The sequence below is a fragment of the Paraburkholderia sp. RL17-373-BIF-A genome (assembly GCF_046030175.1).
Lineage (GTDB): Bacteria > Pseudomonadota > Gammaproteobacteria > Burkholderiales > Burkholderiaceae > Paraburkholderia.
Genome location: NZ_JARESO010000001.1, coordinates 417,612 through 439,971, shown reverse-complemented (window position 1 = coordinate 439,971; position 22,360 = coordinate 417,612). Strand labels below are relative to the sequence as shown.

At 61.9% G+C, this 22,360-nt stretch carries 18 protein-coding genes and 2 tRNA genes; 10 read left to right on the top strand and 10 right to left on the bottom strand.

Annotation, left to right across the window (positions count from 1 at the left end; genetic code table 11):
• The first annotated feature begins 80 nt into the window (after positions 1-80).
• From P0D80_RS01890 to P0D80_RS01880, 3 genes are read left to right on the top strand one after another with little or no spacing between them, the layout of a single operon-like run.
• A complete protein-coding gene (locus P0D80_RS01890) occupies positions 81-815 on the top strand; it encodes a Crp/Fnr family transcriptional regulator (protein WP_408280618.1) in 735 nt (244 codons plus the stop codon).
• A 36-nt stretch (positions 816-851) separates the two neighbouring features.
• Complete coding sequence (locus tag P0D80_RS01885; protein WP_408280615.1) at positions 852-2,237, top strand: undecaprenyl-phosphate glucose phosphotransferase; 1,386 nt, start codon at positions 852-854, stop codon at positions 2,235-2,237.
• Between the two features lie 2 nt (positions 2,238-2,239).
• Positions 2,240-3,193, top strand: coding sequence for a glycosyltransferase family 2 protein (locus tag P0D80_RS01880; protein WP_408280613.1), 954 nt, complete (start codon positions 2,240-2,242; stop codon positions 3,191-3,193).
• Positions 3,194-3,439: 246 nt separating this feature from the next.
• Here P0D80_RS01880 and P0D80_RS01875 read toward each other — a convergent pair whose 3' ends face one another.
• The 3 genes from P0D80_RS01875 to P0D80_RS01865 all read right to left on the bottom strand — a co-directional run bounded on the left by P0D80_RS01875 (position 3,440) and on the right by P0D80_RS01865 (position 5,629).
• Positions 3,440-3,862, bottom strand: a complete 423-nt coding sequence (locus tag P0D80_RS01875; protein WP_408280610.1) for a helix-turn-helix domain-containing protein — start codon at positions 3,860-3,862, stop codon at positions 3,440-3,442.
• Positions 3,859-4,008, bottom strand: a complete 150-nt coding sequence (locus P0D80_RS01870) for a type II toxin-antitoxin system HigB family toxin (RefSeq protein ID WP_408280608.1) — start codon at positions 4,006-4,008, stop codon at positions 3,859-3,861. Before P0D80_RS01870 ends, P0D80_RS01875 begins: the two co-directional genes overlap by 4 nt.
• Positions 4,009-4,420: 412 nt before the next feature.
• On the bottom strand, positions 4,421-5,629 hold the full coding sequence (locus P0D80_RS01865; RefSeq protein ID WP_408280606.1) for a glycosyltransferase family 4 protein: 1,209 nt from the start codon (positions 5,627-5,629) through the stop codon (positions 4,421-4,423).
• A 245-nt stretch (positions 5,630-5,874) separates the two neighbouring features.
• Here P0D80_RS01865 and P0D80_RS01860 point away from each other — a divergent pair, with 245 nt between their 5' ends.
• Positions 5,875-6,081 carry a hypothetical protein gene (locus tag P0D80_RS01860; protein WP_408280603.1) on the top strand — a complete coding sequence of 69 codons (207 nt, stop codon included), beginning with the start codon at positions 5,875-5,877 and terminating at the stop codon, positions 6,079-6,081.
• Positions 6,082-6,115: 34 nt separating this feature from the next.
• Here P0D80_RS01860 and rpiA read toward each other — a convergent pair whose 3' ends face one another.
• From rpiA to rnr, 3 genes are all read right to left on the bottom strand, one after another.
• Positions 6,116-6,811 (bottom strand): ribose-5-phosphate isomerase RpiA, encoded by a 696-nt coding sequence (rpiA, locus tag P0D80_RS01855; protein WP_132374897.1) that lies wholly within the window; start codon positions 6,809-6,811, stop codon positions 6,116-6,118.
• A 65-nt stretch (positions 6,812-6,876) separates the two neighbouring features.
• Positions 6,877-7,620, bottom strand: a complete 744-nt coding sequence (gene rlmB / locus P0D80_RS01850; RefSeq protein ID WP_007182197.1) for a 23S rRNA (guanosine(2251)-2'-O)-methyltransferase RlmB — start codon at positions 7,618-7,620, stop codon at positions 6,877-6,879.
• Between the two features lie 195 nt (positions 7,621-7,815).
• Complete coding sequence (rnr, locus tag P0D80_RS01845; RefSeq protein ID WP_132374898.1) at positions 7,816-10,317, bottom strand: ribonuclease R; 2,502 nt, start codon at positions 10,315-10,317, stop codon at positions 7,816-7,818.
• Between the two features lie 338 nt (positions 10,318-10,655).
• Here rnr and P0D80_RS01840 point away from each other — a divergent pair.
• Together P0D80_RS01840 and P0D80_RS01835 are read left to right on the top strand one after the other, a co-directional pair.
• Positions 10,656-10,742 (top strand) — tRNA-Leu (locus P0D80_RS01840).
• A 241-nt stretch (positions 10,743-10,983) separates the two neighbouring features.
• A tRNA-Leu gene (locus P0D80_RS01835) sits at positions 10,984-11,070 on the top strand.
• Positions 11,071-11,490: 420 nt separating this feature from the next.
• Here the strand turns inward: P0D80_RS01835 and P0D80_RS01830 are convergent.
• The gene (locus P0D80_RS01830) at positions 11,491-12,432 is read right to left on the bottom strand and encodes a LysR family transcriptional regulator (RefSeq protein WP_408175799.1); all 942 of its coding nucleotides are present in this window, start codon (positions 12,430-12,432) and stop codon (positions 11,491-11,493) included.
• A gap of 486 nt (positions 12,433-12,918) precedes the next feature.
• Here P0D80_RS01830 and P0D80_RS01825 point away from each other — a divergent pair, with 486 nt between their 5' ends.
• Positions 12,919-14,880 (top strand): alpha-galactosidase, encoded by a 1,962-nt coding sequence (locus tag P0D80_RS01825; protein WP_408280598.1) that lies wholly within the window; start codon positions 12,919-12,921, stop codon positions 14,878-14,880.
• A 45-nt stretch (positions 14,881-14,925) separates the two neighbouring features.
• On the opposite strand, the gene P0D80_RS01820 is transcribed toward P0D80_RS01825, so the two are convergent.
• On the bottom strand, positions 14,926-16,890 hold the full coding sequence (locus P0D80_RS01820; RefSeq protein WP_408280595.1) for a beta-galactosidase: 1,965 nt from the start codon (positions 16,888-16,890) through the stop codon (positions 14,926-14,928).
• Between the two features lie 656 nt (positions 16,891-17,546).
• Complete coding sequence (locus P0D80_RS01815; RefSeq protein WP_408280592.1) at positions 17,547-18,521, bottom strand: LysR family transcriptional regulator; 975 nt, start codon at positions 18,519-18,521, stop codon at positions 17,547-17,549.
• A gap of 192 nt (positions 18,522-18,713) precedes the next feature.
• Here P0D80_RS01815 and P0D80_RS01810 point away from each other — a divergent pair, with 192 nt between their 5' ends.
• The 3 genes from P0D80_RS01810 (at position 18,714) to P0D80_RS01800 (ending at position 21,876) form a co-directional block, all read left to right on the top strand.
• Positions 18,714-20,033 carry an MFS transporter gene (locus P0D80_RS01810; protein WP_408280589.1) on the top strand — a complete coding sequence of 440 codons (1,320 nt, stop codon included), beginning with the start codon at positions 18,714-18,716 and terminating at the stop codon, positions 20,031-20,033.
• A gap of 32 nt (positions 20,034-20,065) precedes the next feature.
• The gene (locus P0D80_RS01805; RefSeq protein ID WP_408280586.1) at positions 20,066-21,379 is read left to right on the top strand and encodes an NAD(P)/FAD-dependent oxidoreductase; all 1,314 of its coding nucleotides are present in this window, start codon (positions 20,066-20,068) and stop codon (positions 21,377-21,379) included.
• 92 nt (positions 21,380-21,471) lie between these two features.
• The gene (locus tag P0D80_RS01800; RefSeq protein WP_408280585.1) at positions 21,472-21,876 is read left to right on the top strand and encodes a RidA family protein; all 405 of its coding nucleotides are present in this window, start codon (positions 21,472-21,474) and stop codon (positions 21,874-21,876) included.
• Between the two features lie 75 nt (positions 21,877-21,951).
• Here the strand turns inward: P0D80_RS01800 and P0D80_RS01795 are convergent, their stop codons facing one another.
• Positions 21,952-22,335 carry a nuclear transport factor 2 family protein gene (locus P0D80_RS01795; protein ID WP_408175702.1) on the bottom strand — a complete coding sequence of 128 codons (384 nt, stop codon included), beginning with the start codon at positions 22,333-22,335 and terminating at the stop codon, positions 21,952-21,954.
• Positions 22,336-22,360 lie beyond the last annotated feature (25 nt).

Sequence of the window (22,360 nt, the reverse complement as noted above, 5' to 3'; positions counted from 1 at the left end):
GCACGTCGTTAAAAGGGATGCAGGCATCGGATCAAAAACAGAAAGTCACGCAGAGCGCGACTTTCACGCGAGGACCGATCATGTTGACACTTCAATCCGATCTGCACGGAAACCATTTGCTCGGCGCATTGCCGTCCCATGAATGGCAGGCGCTGGCTCCCTATCTCGAACTGGTTCATCTGCGCACCGAGCAATTGCTGTGCGACTCCGGTCAGCGCATTCATCACGTCTACTTCCCGACCACCGCGATCATCTCGATGCTCTCGACGATGGAAGACGGCAGCTCGGTCGAAATCGCCGCGGTCGGCCGCGAAGGCATGACCGGCGTGCCAGTGCTCACGGGCGGCGAAACCATGCCGAACCGCGTGCAAGTGCAATGCGCCGGCTTCGCTTACCGCATGAGCGCACAGGCACTCAAGCAACAGTTTGCCCGCTCCGACTTCCTGCGCCGCCTGATGCTGTTGTATATGCACGCCCTGCTCACGCAAGTCGCGCAAACCGCTGCCTGCAACCGCCACCACGCGCTGAACAAGCAACTGTGCCGCTGGCTGCTGATCGAAGTGGACCGCGTGGCGTCGAACGATCTGACCGTGACCCAGCAACTGATCGCCGACATGCTCGGCGTGCGCCGCGAAGGCATTACGGAAGCGGCCGGCAAGTTGCACGACGAAGGCCTGATCCATCATAGCCGCGGCCACATCAAGGTGCTCGATCGTAAAGGACTCGAAGCACGCGCCTGCGAATGCTATGGCCTCGTCAAGCGCGAATTCGACCGCCTTCTGCCGCGTCTGCGCCAGGCTGAAACCGTCGAGTAAAGCGCTGGTTTGTCTGACTAATGAATAGAGTCAAATATGTTCAGGAATACTGCGCGATTCCTCGACGTACTCTTCGTGATTGCGGGAGGGCTGCTCGCTCATTCGATGCGGTTCTCGACGCCGATTGCATTGTCGGACACCGAACGTCTTCTGATCGCGTTTAACTGCGTGCTCCTCCTGTTGCTGTTTCCCGGCTTCGGGGTCTATGAAACCTGGCGCGGCAAACCGCTGCCCTCCATGCTGGCGAGGGTTGCCGCCGCGTGGATGGTCGTGGTGTTCACCGCGCTCGTGCTGGCGTTCACGCTGCATCGCATGGATGCGGTGTCGCGCTTGTGGTTCGGTTACTCGACGCTGATCTCCGGCGCGCTGATCATCGTCACCAAGTGCCTCGTGCATGTGGCGCTGCGCATCGTGCGGAGCCGCGGGATGAACTACCGCACCGTCGCGATCGTCGGCGCACCGGGTTTCGCGCGCACGCTGCTCGCCCATCTCGAACATGCGCCGCAAGCCGGCTTCAAACCGGTCTGCGTATTCGATACGAGCATTGAAGCGGCCGAGACGTACGGCGCGCGTCTGAACCGCCTGCCGGTCCTGACCGATCTGGACGCATTCGCCGCCAAGGTGCGCGAGGACCACGTGAACGAAGTGTGGCTCGCGTTGCCGCTTTCCGAAGAACATACGATCTACCGGTTCACGCGCATGTTCCGGCATGACTTCGTAAATCTGCGCTTCATCCCCGATGTACGCAGCCTCTCTCTATTCAATCAAGCGCTGGTCGATGTCGTCGGCTTACCGACGCTCAATCTCAGCGCGACGCCCTTCTCGTCGCCGCAGATGTGGCCCAAGCTGATCTTCGACCGCCTGTTCGCGGCGGCCGCGCTGCTCGCGCTCGCGCCGGTGTTCGCGGTGCTCGCGATCGGCATCAAGCTCGGCTCGCCGGGTCCGGTGTTCTTTCGCCAGACGCGCAAGGGCGTGGACGGGCAGCCGTTCGCGATCTACAAGTTCCGCTCGATGACCGTGCATCACGAAGCCCAGGGCCAGCTCACCCAGGCCTCGCGCAACGACGCCCGTGTCACGAAGCTCGGCGGCTTCATGCGCCGCACCAGTCTCGACGAACTGCCGCAATTTCTCAACGTGCTGCTCGGCCAGATGTCGGTGGTCGGCCCGCGTCCGCATGCGGTCGAACACGACGATCTCTACAAGGATCAGGTGTACGGCTACATGCACCGCTACCGGATCAAGCCCGGCATCACCGGCTGGGCGCAAGTCAACGGCTATCGCGGCGCCACCACCAAGGTGGAAAAGATGGAAGCGCGCGTCAAGTTCGATCTCTTCTACATCCATAACTGGTCGTTCTGGTTCGACATGAAGATCGTGTTCATTACGATCTTCAAGGGCTTTGTCAACCGCAACGCATTCTGACCATGCCAATTCGGAAACCGTTCGTGAAAGTCTCCGTGATCGTGCCAACCTACCGACGCACCGCCGATCTGGCGCGCTGCCTCGCGGCACTCGATTCGCAGGAGCGCCGCGCCGACGAAGTGATCGTGATCGCGCGTCACGACGATTACGCCACGCTCGACTGGCTGCGCACCCGCGAGGCCAACCGGCCCGACCCGCGCCGCGCGGTCGTGCTGGTGCGCAAACCCGGCGTGGTCGCCGCATACAACCTCGGCATCGAGAGCGCGAGCGGCGACGTGCTGTGCTTCACCGACGATGACGCCGCGCCGCATTCCGACTGGGTCGGGCGGATCGCGCGCGCCTTCGAACGCGATGCGACGCTCGGCGGCCTCGGCGGACGCGACATCGTGCATGAACGCAACGGCATCCTGCAGGGGCAGAAGCCGCGCGTGGGCATCGTGCGCTGGTATGGGCGAAGCATCGGCAATCACCATGTCGGCCACGGCAAGGCGCGCGAAGTCCAGGTGCTCAAGGGCGTGAACATGTCGTTTCGCCGCGAGGCGATCGGCGCGCTGCGCTTCGACGGCCGCTTGCGCGGCACCGGCGAGCAAGTTCACTGCGAGATGGCCTTCAGTCTCGACGTGCAACGGCGTGGCTGGAAGCTGATCTACGACCCGGCGCTGCTGGTGGAGCACTTCCCCGCCCTGCGCAGCGATGAAGACCAGCGTTTCACTTTCAACGACGCGGCGTTCTATAACGCGTCATTCAATCTCCGGCTCATCATGTGCGAATACCTGACGCCGCCTGGCCGATGGGCGTTCGTCATCTATTCGACGCTGATCGGCGATCGCGCGGACCCTGGGTTCCTGCGCGCCTTGTCGTTGGCATTCGAGCGCGGCGGCGTAGCACTTGCGCTTCGCAAATGGCGAGTCGGTTTACGCGCAATGCGCGGGGCATGGCAGGAAGCGATGCGCTGACCGATCGACGCACCGGTCTGCTCCGCCGACGCGCTGCCGCAGGTCGACGCGCAAAGCAAGAACGCGCGAACTTCGAACGCGTGATTCGAGCGGCAGAAACAGGAGCGACGCCAAAGCGGCAAGCACCGACGCCGACGGCTTGGAACATGCCGTCGGCGCGGTATGGAAAGGACGAGGTAAGCGACGAGAAAACTTGTCGGTCAGCACAACGGCACGGCGCGGCCCGAGGCCGGCGCCGCGCGGCTGTTATAGAAACGCGCTGACGTCCGTATGAAAACGCACGGCTAGCGCCTTGGCCACCTTCTTACTGATGGCGCGGCGGCCCGCGAGAATATCGCTCACCACGGTAGGCGACGCGATACCTATCAGGTCCTTCTGCCTGAGTCCATGCGTTTCCAGCAGATGCCGCAACACCTCTCGCGGCTCCGCTTTTGGAATCGTCACGTTATGCGCTTCCCAGCTTTCGATCAGATCGGTCACGATCGCGAACAGATCGGAGAGCGGATCTTCCTCGTTGCCGTTCAGATGATCGGCGAGCGAGCTAGCGAGCCGTACCATGGTCTGGTAGTCCTGCTCGTTGCGAATCGGCGTGATCGGCAACTGCGTTTGCAGCGCGGCCCAGGTTTGAGCGATGTCGGGAAAAGCTCCCGGAAGGCGATCGGCATTCATGAGTTTAAATTCTTCCTCGTCCAAAGGTCGTATTCCGCATGCGTCAGTACATGACGAACGAATAACGACTGCCTGTTGTAGTGAATCGCCGCAACGATCCGGAACCGGTTGCCGCCTACATCGAAAACGATGGATTGAGGCGGCACCTAGTCCACGCCGGCGAACGTCTGCTTCAGGTCGTTATGGCCATACGCGAGGCATGCCTGCGCCAGTGAATACCACGCCAATAGCGCACTGCGCGCCCCCGGATGTCTCTTTATAAAGTCCAGCAACGCTTTCTTTGAAACGACCCGCATCGGATGTCCTCGCGCATGTTCGCGCGCTGAACACGCGCGCTTCCTCTGCAAGGCTAAACGGAGCGAATCGACACCGGTAGCCGGCCGGACGGCATAGTCCGAACAGCTATTTACAGCCTACTGCGGTACGACGACACCATTTTGTTCGCGTATTGCGAAGTCCCCGATACGCGAACAATAAGACGACTTGCCGCTTTCCTGCGACGTCGCGCCAACCCACGCAGGCCGGCTGACGTCATCACGTTCGAGCACGTCAGCGGCCTCAACTGCTCTTCTGCGCCGGCTCGCCGGGCCAGCGGAAATCCGGTTTGGCGAGATCCGGTTCGATCCGCCCCACTGTTTCAATCCGATTACGCCGTCCCGCCGCCGCGATCGTCCGCGTGACTTCGGCCATGAACGCGCGCCGGAATACCGCCGCCGAAAAACGTTCCGCGTTCGCGCGGCATGCCGCCGGCGTGATCCGATCGCGCTGACGCTCGAAGCAATCGATCGCGTCGAGTATCGACACCACGCTCTGGCGGCTGAAATACACGCCGGTGGGGTGCGCCTCGCCGATCGGCACCACGGTTTCGAGCGCGCCGCCCTTGCCGAACGCAATCACCGGCGTGCCGCATGCCTGCGCTTGCAGCGCGACGATGCCGAAGTCCTCTTCGGCGGCGGACACGAAAGCTCGCGCGCGTTGCAGATGGTCCTTCAACACCTCGAACGGCTGATCGCCGAGGATCGTCACATTCGGACGGGCCTTGGCGCGAAGCGCCGTCATCTGCGGCCCGTCGCCGATCACGACCAATTTGCGGTGCGGCGTGGCATTGAAGGTTTCGACAATCAGATCGATGCGCTTGTACGGCACCATCCGCGAAGCAGTCAAATAAAAATCTTCCTTGCGCGTGCACAGTTCGAATTCATGCACGTCGACGGGCGGCGGAATCACGGCCGCATCGCGCCGGTAGGTTTTCATCACGTGACGTGCAACGAAATGCGAGTTCGCGATCAAACGGTCGACGCCGTTCGCCGAGTGCGAATCCCTGCCGCGCAGATAGTGGAGCAAGGCGCGCGCCGCCCACGACTTCGGGCCACGCGTCAGATTCGCTTCGCGTAAGTACTGATGTTGCAGATCCCACGCGAAGCGCATCGGCGAATGCACATAGCTCACATGCGTCTGATCTGGTCCGACCAATACGCCCTTGGCCAGCGCATGAGAACTCGTAATAATGAGGTCGTAGCCCGACAGATCGAATTGCCCGACGGCAAGCGGCATCAACGGCAAATAAGCTCGATAGCGGCGTCGCGCGAATGGCAGGCGCTGAATGAATGAAGTCGTCACGGGCTTGCCGCCTGGCGGCTGACGGTCTTCGAGGAAATCGACAAGACTGAAAAGATCGGCGTCGGGAAAGCATTCGAAGATCTGCTCGAGCACCTTCTCCGCTCCGCCCGGCGCGACCAGCCAGTCGTGCACGATCGCCACTTTCATGATCCCCTCGTTTTTTAATTGACGCCTCTTAGGCTTAGGATCGAGTGTATGTGGCGCTTCGTCTGCTGTGCGTGCGCGTGCCCACATTCGACGCGCGACAGCTCGCGAATAATTAAACGTCGCGGTTCGCCTAGTGCGAACCCGAGCGTCCCATTACGTCGCCTTTCGATCGCCCGACTATGTGATCGGGATCGTGCGGCACGGGCGCAACGGCTGGCTGGTGAAACCGGGGGATGTCACGGGCATTGGCTGACGCGATCGGCACGTTGCGTGCCGATCCGCTATTGGCGCAGCGTCTCACAAAACAGGCGCTGGCCGATGCACAAACGGAATTATCAGTGGAGCGGTATTTGCAGCGGATGACGCAGGAGATCAGGCAAACCGCGCGCCAATTATGGCGGTGCGGCATGTCGATGCGAACTCCGCGTTCGATGCCCGCGCGAGCCGGTTGACCCAAACTCGCGCGCGATGCGTGGCCGGCGTTGCTCAGCCCTTGCTGTATTCGATCGTCTCGACGCCGGTGTCCGTGCCGAGCAGGCACAGATTCGCGCCACGGCCGGCGAACAGGCCCACCGTCACCACGCCCGGCCATGCGTTGATGTGCATTTCCAGCGTGCGTGGGTCACTGATACGCAAGCCCTTGACGTCGATGATTTCGTTACCGTTGTCGGTAATGAACGGCACGCCTTCTTTCGTGACGCGTACCACCGGCACGCCGCCGAGCGCCGTGACGCGGCGGCCGATCGCGGTACGCGCCATCGGCACCACTTCGATCGGCAGCGGGAAATTGCCGAGCGTCTCGACCAGCTTGCTGGCGTCCGCGATACACACGAACACGTCCGACACCGACGCGACGATCTTCTCGCGCGTCAGCGCGCCGCCGCCGCCTTTGATCATCGCGCCGCTGTGGTCGATCTCGTCGGCGCCGTCCACGTACACGGGCAGTGAATCGATTTCGTTGAGGTCGAGCACCTTGAAGCCGTGCGATTGCAGCCGCGCGGTGGTGGCAAGCGAACTCGACACCGCGCCGCGATAGCGCGCCTTGTTGGCGGCGAGCGCGTCGATGAAACAGTTCGCGGTGGAGCCGGTGCCGACGCCGATCACCAGGCCTTCGGGCACGGTGGCGTTCACGTAGTCGGCGGCGGCCTGGCCGACCAGTTGCTTGAGTTCGTCTTGAGTCATGGGAAAGGCAGGCGAGCAGTAAAAAAAGCTAGTTTACCGGAGTGACGGGCTGGCGCCGGGCGGGATTACTTCTTCACCGCCCGTTGACGCACCGCTTCGAACAGACACACGCCGCTCGCCACCGAAACGTTCAGGCTTTCCACCGTGCCCGCCATCGGAATCTGCATGACCACGTCGCAGGTGTCGCGCGTGAGACGGCGCATGCCCTCGCCTTCGGCGCCCATTACCAGCGCCACCGGACCGTCCAGCTCCGTGTCGTAGAGGCTCTTGGTGGCCTCGCCGGCCGTGCCGACGACCCACACCCCCGCGTCCTTCAGCTCACGCAGCGCGCGCGCCAGATTCGTCACGGTGATGTACGGCACGGTGTCGGCCGCGCCGCTCGCTACCTTCGCGGCCGTCGCGTTCAAACCCACCGCGCGGTCGCGCGGCGCGATCACCGCGTGCGCGCCGGCGGCATCGGCCACGCGCAAGCAAGCGCCGAGATTGTGCGGATCGGTCACGCCGTCGAGCACGAGAATCAGCGGCGAACCGTTGATGCCGTCGAGCAGCTCGGCCAGGTTCTGGGCGAGCGGCATGTCGCCCGCGCGCGCCACCACGCCCTGGTGACGCTCGGTGTGCGCGAGGCCCCACAGACGCGTTTCGTCGGCGGCGATCAGACGCACGCCGGCTTCTTTCGCCGCGTGCAGGAATTCGGTCATGCGACGGTCTTTGCGCGTCGCGTCGTAGTAGACATCTTCGACTGTCGACGCATCGTGCCGGATACGCGCGGTCACTGCGTGGAAACCGTATAAAACCTTAAGACGTGCCATGACTGATACAACCTTTGATTGAGCGCGCGTTCGACGCGCGCTGCTGTGATGAATACGAACCTGCGTGCTTTGCGTGCTTATATGTCAGCACTGCGGCTGCTGTGTTCGAATGCTTGATGACGATGAAACGCAGACCGCGCGCAACCGGCACGTTGGTACGTGCCCGATGCGCGCGGTTTAAACAGGCAGGCGGCTTCAGCGCTTCTTGCGTGCCTGCGGTTTCGACACCGATTTGGTCGCGGCGCCGTGCTTCTTCGCCGCGCCACGCGCGGCGCGTGCTTCCTTGACCGCCGCGGTTTGCGCGGGCGCAGCCTTCTTGCGACGCGCGCCCGGCGCTGCCGCGCCGCCTTCCACCGGCGGCAACACGCGCACGCGTGCCCCACCGTTTTCACCGGACGACTTGTCGGCCGACGGCCCGCGCACCAGAGGCGGCTTGATCGGCGTGTCGCGCACGAGCCGGAAGTCGATCTTGCGCGCATCGAGATCGACGCGGCTCACCTGCACCCGCACGCGATCCGACAGACGATAACGAATGCCGGTGCGCTCGCCGCGCAGTTCGTTCTTGATCTCGTCGTACTGGAAGTAGTCCGAGCCGAGTTCGGTGACGTGCACGAGGCCTTCGATAAAGAGCGAATCGAGCTGCACGAAAATCCCGAACGACGTCACGCCGTTGACCATGCCGCCGTACTCTTCGCCGAGCTTGTCGCGCATGAAGTAGCACTTCAGCCAGGCTTCGACGTCGCGCGAGGCTTCGTCGGCGCGGCGTTCGTTGGCCGAGCAATGCAGGCCGAGCTCTTCCCAGATCGCCACGTTGTTCGAGCGTTGACGGCCGCGCTTTTCGTCGTCGGCCTGCTGCATGGCGCGAGCGCGCGGCGAGAGCGCCGTATTCAGCTCGACGCCTTGCGGCGGCTCGGGCTGATACTTGCGGCCTTGCAAAATCGCGTAGATCGCGCGGTGCGTGAGCAGGTCGGGATAACGGCGAATCGGGCTCGTGAAGTGCGCATACGCTTCATACGCGAGACCGAAGTGGCCGATGTTGTCCGGGCTGTAGACCGCCTGCTGCATCGAGCGCAACAGCATGGTTTGCAGCATCTGCGCGTCGGGCCGGTCGCGGATCTGCGCCATCAAGGCGGCGTAGTCGCTCGCGTGCGGTTTGTCGCCGCCGGCCAGCGTGAGGCCCATGCCGCGCAGGAAGGTGCGCAGATTCTCGAGCTTTTCGGCGGTCGGTCCGGCGTGCACGCGGAACAGCCCCGGATGTTTGTTGCGCTTGAGGAAGTCGGCCGCGCAGACGTTCGCGGCCAGCATGCATTCCTCGATCAGCTTGTGCGCGTCGTTGCGGGTGCGCGGAATGATCTGTTCGATCTTGCCCTGCGCATTGCAGACGATATACGTCTCGGTCGTATCGAAGTCGATCGCGCCGCGTTTCTGGCGCGCGGCGAACAGCGACTTGTACACGCCGTACAGATTCTGCAGTTGCGGCAGCAAGGCGGCGCGGCGCGTGGCCTCCGGACCCTTGGTGTTCTTCAGGACCGCGGCGACTTCCGTATAGGTCAGACGCGCGGCCGAGTGCATCACGCCGGGATAGAACTGATACGCCTTCACTTCGCCGCGCGCGGTGACGATCATGTCGCACACCAGCACGCATCGGTCGACGTGCGGGTTCAGCGAGCACAAACCGTTCGACAGCTTCTCCGGCAGCATGGGGATCACGCGGCGCGGGAAATACACCGAGGTGCTGCGCTCGATCGCGTCGGCGTCGAGCCCGCTCTTCGGATGCACATAGTGCGAGACGTCCGCGATCGCGACGATCAGGCGGAAGCCCTCGCCACGGCCAACCTGAACCGGCTCGCAGTACACGGCGTCGTCGAAGTCGCGGGCGTCTTCGCCGTCGATCGTGACGAGCGGCACGTCGCGCAGATCGATGCGATGACGCGCGTCGACCGGGCGCACTTCGTCGGGCAGGCGCGAGGCTTCGTCGAGCGCGGCCTGGCTGAATTCGTGCGGCACGCCGTACTTGCGCACCGCGATTTCGATTTCCATGCCGGGGTCGTCGATATCGCCGAGCACTTCCACCACGCGGCCGAGCGGCTGCGAATGACGGCTGGGGAAATCGGTCAGCTCGACCACCACCACCTGGCCGACCTTGGCCTTCTTGGTGTTCTGCTGGATCAGAATATCGTGGCCGATGCGCTTGTCTTCAGGTGCAACGATCAGCGCACCGTTCTCATTGAGCAGGCGACCGATCACGCGCTTGTTGGCGCGATCCGTGACCTCGACGATATGCCCTTCCGGACGGCCGCGCCGGTCATAGCCGACGATGCGCGCGAGCACGCGGTCGTTGTGCATGACTTTCTGCATTTCCGCGGTGGGCAGGAACAGATCGTCCTGGCCGTCGTCGCGAATCAGGAAGCCGAAGCCGTCACGATGGCCTTGCACACGGCCCGCGACGAAGTTCGACGGATGAGTCAGTTGGTAGAGATTGCGCTGATCGAGCCGGATCTGGCCGTCGCGCTCCATCGCGCCGAGGCGCTTGAAAAAACCTTCGCGCTCCTGGCGTTTGATCGACAGGGCTTCGGCGATGTCGTTCGCTGCAAGCGGCGCTTCACTCGTGCGCAGGACGCCCAGAATTTCTTCGCGGCTTGGAATCGGATACGGAAATTTGCTCAAGGGCTTGTCGATGATTTTTTCTCGTTGCATGGACGTCGGTCGGCGATGTGGCTCGGCTTAGGAAGCGTTTGCTTAGCGCTTCAGTTACGCTTCAGTTGCGCTTGAATTGCACCTGCAAATGCACAGAAAAGACTGCTCGGGTCCGGCTCGTTCAAGGCTGAGTCCGACGGGCGTGTGCACCGTGCCAACGAACTACTGCGAGGCATTCTAACACCCGTCTTGCGCGCCAAGCGGCCCGTCAAGAGTCGCTGCGCGGTTGCCCGTGACGCACGCGCACGCTCGTCGACGCGATGTTTAAGCGAGTTTTGAGAAACGCTTGACAGGTTCTAATCTGTCGCTATAATGGCGTTCTTTGCTGTTCATCACCTGCCCAGGTGGCGAAATTGGTAGACGCACTAGGTTCAGGTCCTAGCGGTGGCAACACTGTGGAGGTTCGAGTCCTCTCTTGGGCACCAGATTCAAAAGTAAAGCCGCTTACGAGCGGCTTTACTTTTTGTGTGAAGCCGGGTGATCCGATTCTGTTTATCAGCGTGGATTACGTGGCGCAATGAGTAGTTGGCAGGACGGCTGTCGAGCGGTGAAGCATCCCTTCATTGCACGCGATATCCGGGCGGTTGGTTGGAGCGAAGTTAGTTTGCATGTGGGGATTGACACGCTACATCATCACGCTAAAATAGCGGTCTAGCTTGAAGACGTGCCCAGGTGGCGGAATTGGTAGACGCACTAGGTTCAGGTCCTAGCGGTGGCAACACCGTGGAGGTTCGAGTCCTCTCCTGGGCACCAACGGTTGTTCCGGCGTAAGCCGAAGAAGTTCGAGAAACCCCGTAAGATCAAAGTCTTACGGGGTTTTTTGTTGTCTGCGGATCCCTTGCGTTCCGCGGACGTCGACGGTTTTTGCGTTTACCGGATTCGCGGGCAACCCTAGCCCAGACACGGCGAACCGAAGGCGGAACCAGTGTTCCGCGCCGCCAAAGCGTGCGGCCCCGTCCCCACCTTCTTGCGGACGGAAACGGGTTCGCATGGACTCATTGCAGCCGAGGACGCTCCCCGTCTGCTACGCCATCAAGAGGAATGCGTGTGCCCTATATCAGCAGGCCGGCACGATGTCGCGTCGAAGGACTGCTGGCACATTTTTGTGGGCCTTGAAGGTGTTGTCGCCGTTGGTGAACGCGTGCGGATATGAAAAGCCAAAAGAGGCACGACTCACGTTTGGACACGCGCTGATAGTGCCGACAGGTCGGCCTCTAGAGCCCGCGAAACGAATTCCCGGAGGAACTCGACGAAGGTTCTAATCTTCGCGTCGAGGTACTGCCTCGACGCGTACAGCACGTAGGCGGTTAGCTTCTGCAACTGATATTCGGGCAGCACGCGAATCAGCGCGCCGCTGCGCAGCGCCGGCAACGCGCTCGCGATGGGAAGCGCCCCGATTCCGATGCCGTCTCGCAATGCAACGCTCAGTGCTTCGATGACATTCACCCTGAAATCCGCCGGTGGTAGTTCGAACGTTTCCAGCCCGTTGGGGCCATCCAGATGCCAGCGGTCACGCGGAAAAACCGACGAGACGATTTGCAGGCAAGCATGCCCGTTGAGCTCTTCTACGGTAAGCGGCATACCGTGTTCCTTCAGATAAGCGGGTGCGGCGCATAGCACGCTGTGGACATCGCCAAGCCGATGCGAGACGAGGCCTGAATCGGGCAGGTGCGTCATACTCAACTGAAGCGAAACGTCGTACCCCTCATCGAGCAGATCGGGGACGTGCTGCGACAACGTCAGATCCACAGCGACCGAAGGATTCTGTTCCCGATAGCGCAACACGGCCGGCAAGACGTACGTCTGACCGAAGGCTGATGTCGCGTGTACCTGCAATTTTCCAGACGGCTTGACCTGAGCGTCCGCAGCTTCGGCCTCGGCTTCGTCGACGTAGGCGAGAATCCGCTCGCACCGCTCCAGATAGCGTTGACCGGCCTCAGTCAGCGCGACGCGGCGCGTGCTGCGATTGAGCAGGCGCGTCCGCAGATGTGCCTCGAGTTGCGCAATAGAACGTGAAGCATTGGCATTGGTGATATTCAGGCGCTGGGCTGCCTCCGTGAAGCTGCCCTCCTCTGCGATGCGAACGAATATCCGCATCATATGTAGCGTGTCCATTATCTTTTTCCCACTGGTGAGGTTACCCCTCAACTCGTTACGTGCCCGATTTACCTCATCCCCTGGCGAGACGACAGGAAAACAAACTGCGAAAGCTTTGCGAGTGCTGGCAACCGATGGCACGAGGATTTTCTCGTCGCTACCCGGGCGAGCAGCCCCGTGCCTGCGCCTATTTTCAACCAGGGTTCGGCAGAAAGTCTAACGACGCCCCAATTTTCCAGGTCGACCGGTTTCGCGTCGGAAAAACGCAGAACTGTTTGTAGCACGCCGCCGGCACCAACGATCACCAAGCCTGCGGACCTCGCCCCGCTCGTTCTCGCTATCGATCCCCACAAGTCGCTCATTGCCCGTGCCGGCTTCAGCCTCACCATGGTGACCGCCCTTCGACTCGGCGTGGTTGCCGCCGTGCGGTGGGACGAGAGCACCCGCTGAGTCCGCCCGAAGTATTCTATGGATCAGGCACCCACCTCATCCTGGGCTTCTTCCATGCACGCCAAAGAAACCGTGTCCACGCATCCGGGCATGCCCGCGTCCCAGACGGACGGCGACTGTCATTCCTTCGGTAACGCGGCGATCGCCTTGAACTGGACCGTCAGGCACCAGCATCTGGCCGAATTCGCCCTGACCGACCGCCTGCACGAGCGCACGCTGCCGGTCACCGCGCCGTTCGCGCTATCGCTGGCCGACGGTCGCACGCTGGGCATGGCCGACCTGAAGCTGCTTGCGCCACTGCGCGAAGAAATGCTGACGGCAAATCCCAAGGCGTCTCGACTGGCCGAACGAATCGCGGGTAGACGCGTGCGTGCCATCCTCGGTGACGAACAGGATCGCCTGCGGGTGGAGTGGAGCGTGGAGCAACGCGAAGACTCGCAGTACTTGCGCTTGCAAGTGGCAATTACCGCGATCGGCAAGGACGAGCACGTTGCCACCGTTTCGCTGCTGGAGACGCGGACGTCCGGTGCGCAAACCAGCGGTGAGTTCAAGGGAACCCCTGTGATCGCGGGCGACGTCTACCTCGGATTCGAGCTTCCGTTGTCGGAAAGCCAGGTTCGCGACGACACCGTCAGGTTCATCCTGCCGCGGGCCTTGCCGCTGGAAAAGGGCAAGACCTGGGTCTTCTCGGCGGTGGCGGGTGTGGCTCGAGACGGCCAGCTACGCCGCGATTTCGCAGCCTATCTCGAACGCGAACGAGCCCATCCATACCGCCCGTTCCTACACTACAACTGCTGGTACGACATCGGGTACCTCACGCCGTACACGCAGCAGCAAGCGCTCGAACGCATCGGCGACATCGGCCGCGAGTTGCACGACAGGCGCGGCGTACGACTCGACTCCTTCCTGTTCGATGACGGCTGGGACGACTACAGCGGCAGCTGGCATTTCGGCAAGGATTTTCCGCATGGATTCGTGCCGCTGCGCGACGCCGCCGCCCGGTACGGCGCGGCGCCGGGCGTGTGGCTGTCGCCGTGGGGTGGCTACGGCTCGACGCGGCAGGAACGCGTGACACGAGGCCAAGCCGCCGGCTACGAGATCATCGATGACCGCTTCGTGCTGTCCGGACCGAAATACTATCGACGCTTCCATGAGGCCGTGATGGAGCTGCTCACGCGGCACGGCATCAATCAATTCAAGTTTGACGGCACCGGCAATGCTGACACGGTGGTCCCCGGCAGCCGCTTCAGCAGCGACTGGGACGCGGCGATCCAGCTAATCGAGGACATCCGCGAGGCCAGCCCCGAAGCCTTCATCAACCTCACCGTCGGCACCTATCCATCGCCGTTCTGGCTACGCTACGCTGATTCGATCTGGCGCGGCGGCAAGGATGACGACCTGGCCGGCGTAGGTAGCAATCGCGAACGCTGGATTACCTACCGCGACGCACAGACCTACCGCAACGTCGTAGTCAGAAGTCCGCTGTTTCCGCTTAACTCACTGATGCTCCACGGCATCATCTACGCGCAGTTCAACGATCGGTTGAATACCGCTCAAGGCCAGGCCTTCGCAAACGAAGTGCATTCGTACTTCGGCAGCGGTGCACAACTGCAGGAGTTGTACATCACGCCGTCGCTGCTGAGCGACGGCGACTGGGACGTTCTCGCCGAGTCCGCCCGATGGGCCCGAGCAAATGCCGAGGTGCTGCGCGACAGCCACTGGATTGGCGGCGCGCCTGATGAGCGCGAGGTGTACGGCTGGGCTGCATGGTCGCCGGTCAAGGCGATCATCACCCTGCGCAATCCCGACAGCGGGGCGAACAGCTTCCTGCTCGAACTGCGGCGGCAATTGGAGTTGCCGGCCGGCGCGGCGGGACGATTCCTGACGCGCAGTGTGTGGCGCGGCCATGCCTCGGATATTCCGCCGGTGCTGGATGCGGACCGGCCGCACGATATCTCGCTCGCGCCTTTCGAAGTACTCACTTTGGAACTGGTATCGGCCGGCGGCGAAGGGTAATGGAGGTGGTCGCGAATTTCCCGGTGTGCGCTTCCAGAGACCCCCTTACGATAGCGTGCGCGCCAATTCAACCGGTCTCGCTTCAATCTGATGCAGATCGAAGATGATGATCTCGTTGTCACCCTGTCTCAGCGAGGGAGCAGGACAATACAGCCGCTCTTGCGGACCGATATTCCAGTAGCGCCCCAGATTGTGCCCGTTGACCCAGACCATACCTTTGGTCCAGTTACGCATGTCGAGATACGTATCGCCGACTGTATCCAGCGGCAGAATCGCCTTGAAAAACAGTCCGGCCTTACGAGGGTTCGCACAGACGGCGCGCAAGTTCGCGATAAACGCGGTATCCATCGGCAACAGGAAGACTTCCCAGCCGGTGAGCGTGGCGCTCGAGCCTCCCGCATCCTGCAGCGTGACCGGTTCGAGAATGCCTTTGCGGTCGATCATCGCGTGGCCATAGTTGACGCGCCCCATGCCTTCGACGAGGATATCCAATGATACGTCGCTGCCCGGCGACGACGACACAAACGGAACCGTAAGCGGCGCGTGCTGCGTGACATTCCACTGCCGCGCGCGGTGCTCCGGCATGACAGTTCTCGACACGCCGCCTACGTATTGCTCGCCGACGAAAACGGTCGCGTAATCGTGAACATCCTTGAGATCCAGCACACCGCCGCGGTAACCCTGCAGCTTCTTGCGATACAGCGCGAAACCGAACGCCTGGCCGTACACCTCGAACGGCCCTGGGTGGACAGTTTGTGCCGCCGGGAGCGCGGCAGGCAGATTGTCCCAAATGGAAGCGTAAAGTTCCGGCATCAAGGCCTGACCTCCTTTGCGGCTGATAGTCGGAACGGGTTCGGGTATATCGGGCAGCGGCGTCGAGAGATAGCGGGCGATCACGCCGCGGTACTTCATGTACTTCGACGTCGCCAGGCCTTGCTCGCTGATGGGTGCGGCGTAATCGTAGCTGGTAATGTCGGGTTGATATTCGCCTGAATCGGCATCCACGTTTGCGCCGGCATAGAAGCCGAAGCTGGTGCCGCCGTGGATGACATAGAGGTTGAACGACAGCTTCCGTTGCATGAGCGCGTCTAGCGTGCCGGAGATATCGACGGCCGTACCTTTGAGCGTCTCATCGCCCCAATGGGTGAGCCACCCTGGATACACTTCGCCGGCCATCGCCGGAACGGCCGGAAATTCCCGCCGGACGGCCGCGATTTGCTCCGCATCGCCATTGCTCAACGCAATCGCGCCGCCGGCGACGTTCGTGCGATTCTGTTCAAGCTGCCTGATGCCATCTTCGGTATAGAACGGTCCCTGTATCCCTTCCTGAAGCCAGAGCTGCCGTATCTCTTCGAGGTAAGCCGGGTTGCTGGCGTACGAGCCGAATTCATTCTCGATCTGAATCATCAGGATCGGTCCACCGTTACTCACCAGTAGTGGTTCGATGCGCTGGCTCAACTCCCTGATGTAGCGGGCCACCGCCGACATGTAGCGAGGATCGTTAGCGGAGTCGGTCCTAAGCAGGATGTCCGGATGACTCAGCAGATACGACGGAATACCGCCCAGATCCCACTCGCCGCAGATATAGGGACCCGGCCGCAGCAACACCCACATCTCCTCCTGCTGGCACAGTCGAATAAATGCTTCGACGTTGTGGTTGCCTGTGCGGAAATCGAAAACGCCTGGACTCGTTTCGTGGTAATTCCACATGACGTAGAGGGCGATGCAGTTCATCCCCATCGCCTTGGCCATCAGGATGCGATGCTGCCAGTATTCGGCGGGGATGCGGGCGGGATGCATCTCCCCGCTGCGGATCTGGAAAGGCTCGCCGTCGAGCAGGAAGCTTTCGCCGTCCTGGCTGAAAGAAAAAGTATGTCCGCTTCTGACCGTTGGGGTTGGGATGTCGACTGCGGAAGGTCCGGTTCGACTGCTGTTCGGGTCATGGCCAATATCGTGCGCCAACCTGATTGGTAGGAGCGCGGTGAATGCTGAGGATTCTCTCGTGTCCATTGATTGCATTTCCCAGGATGCTATCGAGACGTGGCACAGCGGAATGCGCGAACGACGGCGAAGCACGGGTCGCCCACGGTGGTCCGTCCGTGACGGAAACAACTGTAGCCTCCGTTCGCCGTCATGTCGACGACCAGTTTGTCATGCTATGCCGACGCCAACGCCAGCGGCCCGGCACGCCCGGACGTTGCAGGCTCGGCACATCGTTGATCGCAAGTCTGGCGATAAAACGATCGTGCCGCCAATTTCCGCAGATGGGCGACGCTCGTTTTACCTGCTCACACAGCGGAACAGCGCGCAGCCGATGATCCGAACCCGCACTAACTTGACGGCATGGCCCCCTTCGGCGAGCGGGATTTCGCCGAACTGCCGCTTCCCGATCAACTGCACGCGGACGGGCCCACGCATCAGCGAGCGGTTCGCGAGTTTCGTCTTTTCCCGCGATCGCCTTTTTTCCTGTCGAGCGCTCAAGACGATGCGAATCTGGTGCACTTCGTACTTGAGTCAGTGCAAGCGACAGACGCTCTAGCTGTCCAGGCCCCAGGTCGTCGACCGGCCGCTCCTTCCCCAGATGGATAGACACCGCCCTCCCTTCATCGCGGCCATTGACAGCAGCAAATTCAAGCGCTTCAGCGCAATGAGCGATCCAGCCCTCGTCAGGATCCACGTCGAGCTGACGGAGTGGCCGAAGCGCGGGGGCGGCCGGCGGTCTTCTCGTCGGCCATCGTGGCCTGCAGTGCGTCGGCCACGATCTGACTGGCGGGCGACAGGGTGCGTCCTGCCAGTTTGACGATGCCCCAATCGCCGTAGACTTGGGCCAGATTGAGAATCGGCAAGCGTACGAGCGTGCCCTTGGCGACCTCGTCGCGCACCAGCCGATCAGCGCAGGTCAACACGATATCTGTATCGGGGATCAATTGCTTGAGCAGCGTGATGTCGTCGCATTCGACATGCACCGGCAGAACGGCCCCGTCCGGCAATCCAAGCGACGCGGCAAGCTCATGCCTCGCGATTGGGGGGATGCGCACCGATGCCAGCGGATAGGCCAGCAGCGCGTCCGTCGACACCATCGCGCGGCGCCGGCTACGGGGCGGCTGCAGCAGCGGGTGATGGCGGCAGCAAAAGAAACCGATTGGCAGAGCGCCGAGCGACGTGACATCGATATGCTCATCGGGCGGCAGCGCACGGGTATCGGCGATGAAGAAATCGATCTGCTCTTCGTTCAACATCCGCAGCAATTGCAGCCAGTTGTTGACCTCCACGCGGATGGCGATCTTCGGGTAGCGGTTATGGAACGCGCGCAGCACGGGCGCGACGATCGCGGCAGCGGAAAACGGCCCGGCACCGAAGATCACTTCACCCAATTCGGCATCCCGCAAGAGCTTGAGGTCATGGGACAGACTGCGCGCATCCAGCAATAGGCGCCGTGCGCGCTGCACTACCTGTTTGCCGACCGAGGTCAGTTCGACCGAGCCTCCATGGCGATCGAAAATGCGCAAGCCGCACGTCTGCTCGAACGCGGCGATGCTGCGGCTGAACGCCGGCTGGCTCAAGTGAACGCGTTCGGCCGCCCGGTGGAAATTCAGCGTCTCGGCAAGGGCCACCACGTGCTGGAGGTGCTTGAGGTTCATGATGCAATCAATGCATTGAATATTGACTAATAATGCATTAGACATGCGACCAGCGCAATCCCATACTCAAAACAACCAGAACAAACCCGGGAGCGTCACTGCATTCCGGCGGCTACTGGGCATGCGTGCCCGCGCGTGACGGCGTGCTTTCGCCGGCGCGTATCTCGCCATCATCGACCAGGAGGAGACTTCATGTTGGATAACGCATTCGGCGTCAGCGGCGTCACTCATGTACCGGATTCGTCGCCGCTATCGAGGCGGCGAATCATCGCGGCCACCACGATCGGCAATGCACTCGAATTCTATGATTTCCTGATCTACAGTTTTTTTGCGGCCCAAATCGGCCGCGCATTCTTTCCGGTCGGTAACGACGTCGGCTCGATGCTGGCGTCGCTGGCGACGTTTGGCGTGGGTTTCCTGTTTCGGCCATTGGGCAGTATCGTGCTGGGGGCGTATGCCGATCGCCGTGGACGCAAAGCAGCGATGTTGCTGACCTTGTCACTGATGGCACTGGGCACCGCGATCATCGCTTTCACGCCAACCTATGCGCAGATCGGCGTGTTCGCGCCAGCGCTGATTGTTCTGGGCCGAATCCTTCAAGGATTTTCCACTGGCGGTGAAGTAGGCGCGGCGACCTCGATGCTGGCTGAAGCCGCCCCGAACCATCAGCGCGGCTACTACATCAGTTGGCAAATGGCGAGCCAGGGCCTAGCGGTCCTGGCGGCTGCGCTGATTTCGTTCACGTTGACGCAAACGCTGGACAAGGCGGCGCTAGCATCGTGGGGATGGCGCTTGCCGTTTGTCGTTGGCATGCTGATTGCGCCGATGGGCATGTATATCCGGCGCCGGCTCAAGGAAACCTATGCTCGCGAGATGGTGCCGGACGCGCAGCGGCATCCGGAAAGCGCACTCACTGAGCTGGCGGCCAGCCACCGGAATATGTTGGTGATGTCCACGTTGATTCAGGCCGGCTCGCAGATTACTTCGTACATCTTCATTATCTATTTGCCGACCTACGCCATCGTGCAATTGCACATGCCGGCGCATCTCGCCTTGGCGGCGGTGATCGTCAGTGGCATCGTGACCTTCGTGGCCAGTCCGCTGCTCGGCATATTGAGCGACCGGATCGGCCGAAAGCCTCTGGCGTGGGGCTCGCGCATTCTGTCGATCGCGGTGGCGATACCGTGTTTCCATGCGATGAACCTGCAGCCGCCGATGTGGGCGTTGGTGCTGATGCTCGGTGGCCTGGCCATCCTGGCTGCCATGTGCGCGGTGGGTAACTACACGCTGGTGACGGAGAATTTCCCCGCCAAGGTACGGGCCAGCGGCATGGGTATTGCGCAGGCCATCGGCGCGGCGATCTTCGGCGGCTTCGCGCAATTCACGGCGACCTGGTTGATTCGCGTGACAGGCGACTCGCTCGCGCCGGCCTATCTCGTGATCGCCTGCTGCGCGATATCGATGATCCCGCTGTTCTTTCTGCGCGAGACGCGCAACGTCCAGTTGACGTGAACCCCTTTCTTTCGACGCCGAATCTCCGAGTCATGCGAAGCACTTATCCCCGTTACGCCCGGCCCAGTGGCTGGAACCAGTTGCTGCCGCCGCGGCGGACACCCGCAGCCGGGCTCGAAGGCGAACACCGCGTGCGCTTTGCCGTAATCGGCGCGGGCTATGCCGGCATCGCCGCCGCGCGGCAATTGGCCGAATCGGTTCCCGGCGAACCGATCGTGCTGCTCGAGAGCGGTACGGTCGGCGATGGCGCTGCCGGCCGGAACTCCGGTTTCATGATCAACCTGCCGTACGCGAAGATCCAGGGCAGCCGCAATGCGGCCGAAGCCGAGTGGCAGAAGACACTGCTGCAGACCGGGCATGCATGGCTCGAAGCATTAGTAGCCCAGCACCATATCGATTGCAGCTGGCGTACCTGTGGCAACTACAAGGGGGCAACGACGGTCCGGGGAGAAGCCGAACTGCGGCAACTGGCAACGCAACTGACTTCGCTAGGCGTACCGTTCAAGGCGCTGACGCGAGAGGAGCTAACGCAAACGCTAGGCACGTCATTTTATCGCCATGCCCTCTGGATGCCGAGCTGTACCCTGGTGCAGCCGGCCGCACTGGTACGAGGGCTGGCCGATGCGCTGCCCGAGCAAGTGATGCTGGCTGAGCATACGCCGGTGCTCGACGTGCGGCACGGCCGCCCACACAGGCTGAAGACACCAAGCGCGCGTATCGATGCCGACGTGGTGGTGTTTGCCAATAACGCGTTTCTCGGTCGCTTCGGTCTGGCGCGCAGTCGCCAGATTACGGTGTACACCTATGCCGCGCTGACCCCCGCGTTGCCGGATGATGAAGCGGCCCACCTGGGCAGCGCGAGCGCCTGGGGCATGGTGCCGGCCGAGCGCATGGGCGCGACGACGCGCAAGGTCGACGGCAACCGGTATATGATCCGCACCGGTTTTTCGTACGACCGCGAACAGGACAATGCAGAGATCGAGGCAATGTTGCAGCAGGCGTATCGGATGCGCTACCCGCAGATGCGGCGGCATGATCTCGAGTACGTCTGGGGCGGTGCGGTGAGCCTGACGCGCAATGGCGCGCCCTTCTTCGGCCAGGTGGCACCGGGAATGTATGGTGTCTCGGGTTGCAATGGCTCGGGCATCATCAAGATGTCGCTGTTAGGCCGGTTGCTGGCCGAACAGATTGCCGGCCAGAGCAGTTCGTTGCTGGAACGCTGCATGGCGTGGGCCACACCCACGTGGATTCCACCCGAGCCGCTGCGTCGAATCGCCGTGTCGATGTCCATGCGCAAGTATCAACGGCAAATGCGCGACGGCGCGTCGGATGTCGCGGCTGCGTAGCTTGATCTATCGCACGCCGAGCGTGTCGCGGCGCCCCCGGTCCGGGGGCAAGTCCAGCACTTTCAGCGCGAACTCACTACCGGAGCACGAAATTGATCACTTCTGCAAACAGGCTGCAGCTGGTCAAATCGAACATCGTCAATCCACCTTCCGCCCCTATCAGCAACGCACTCGTCGCGGACGATGTGATCTATACCGTGCAGGTGCCACGTCATCCGCAGACCTTCGCGCCAAGCGGAGAAGGCAACATCGAGATGCAGGCCGCACGCGTATTCGACCAGTTGAAGCATGTGCTCGAATGCGCAGGATCGAGCCTCGCGCATGTCGCGCAGATGACCATCTATCTGGTCGACAAGGCCGACGCGCCGGAAATGAACCGCGTCTACGCGCGCTATTTCACGGCGCCGCCTTACCCGAATCGGGCGACGGTGGTCGTCAAGGAACTGCTTGGCGAGAATTGTCTGATCGAAATTGTCGTGCATGCAATCAAGGCCTGACGCGAGACGATCACGGAGGACTCGATCGAGCGTTACCGCGCGCTATATCGCGCCGCAACGCGACGTCACGCGATGTCACGCGATCTGCTGAACCCATTGACTCCGCCAACCCGGTGCCTCGAAGGGATCGGAAAAATACTGGGTCTCGTGAATGACCTTGCCGTCGCAGAACTCCATGATGCTTACCGTGTACGCCGCTCGCCCCTCATAGGCGATGGTGTATTCCGTGACCCAGAGATTACCCTCTCCTTGAATCCGCCTGACATTGAAGCCTGATGGCTTATCTGGATGATGGCTCCGCAGTGCCTGCAAATTGCTTCGCCCGATAATTCGCTCACCTGATTGGGGATAGTCACAAACGGCATCATCATCGTAAATATCATGCTCCGCGTCGAGATCGCCCGCCGCGGACGCGCTCCAGTGCGCGTCCAGAGCTTCACGTATCTTGTCTTCCTGCATGGCGTGCCTCCGGATAACGTTCACA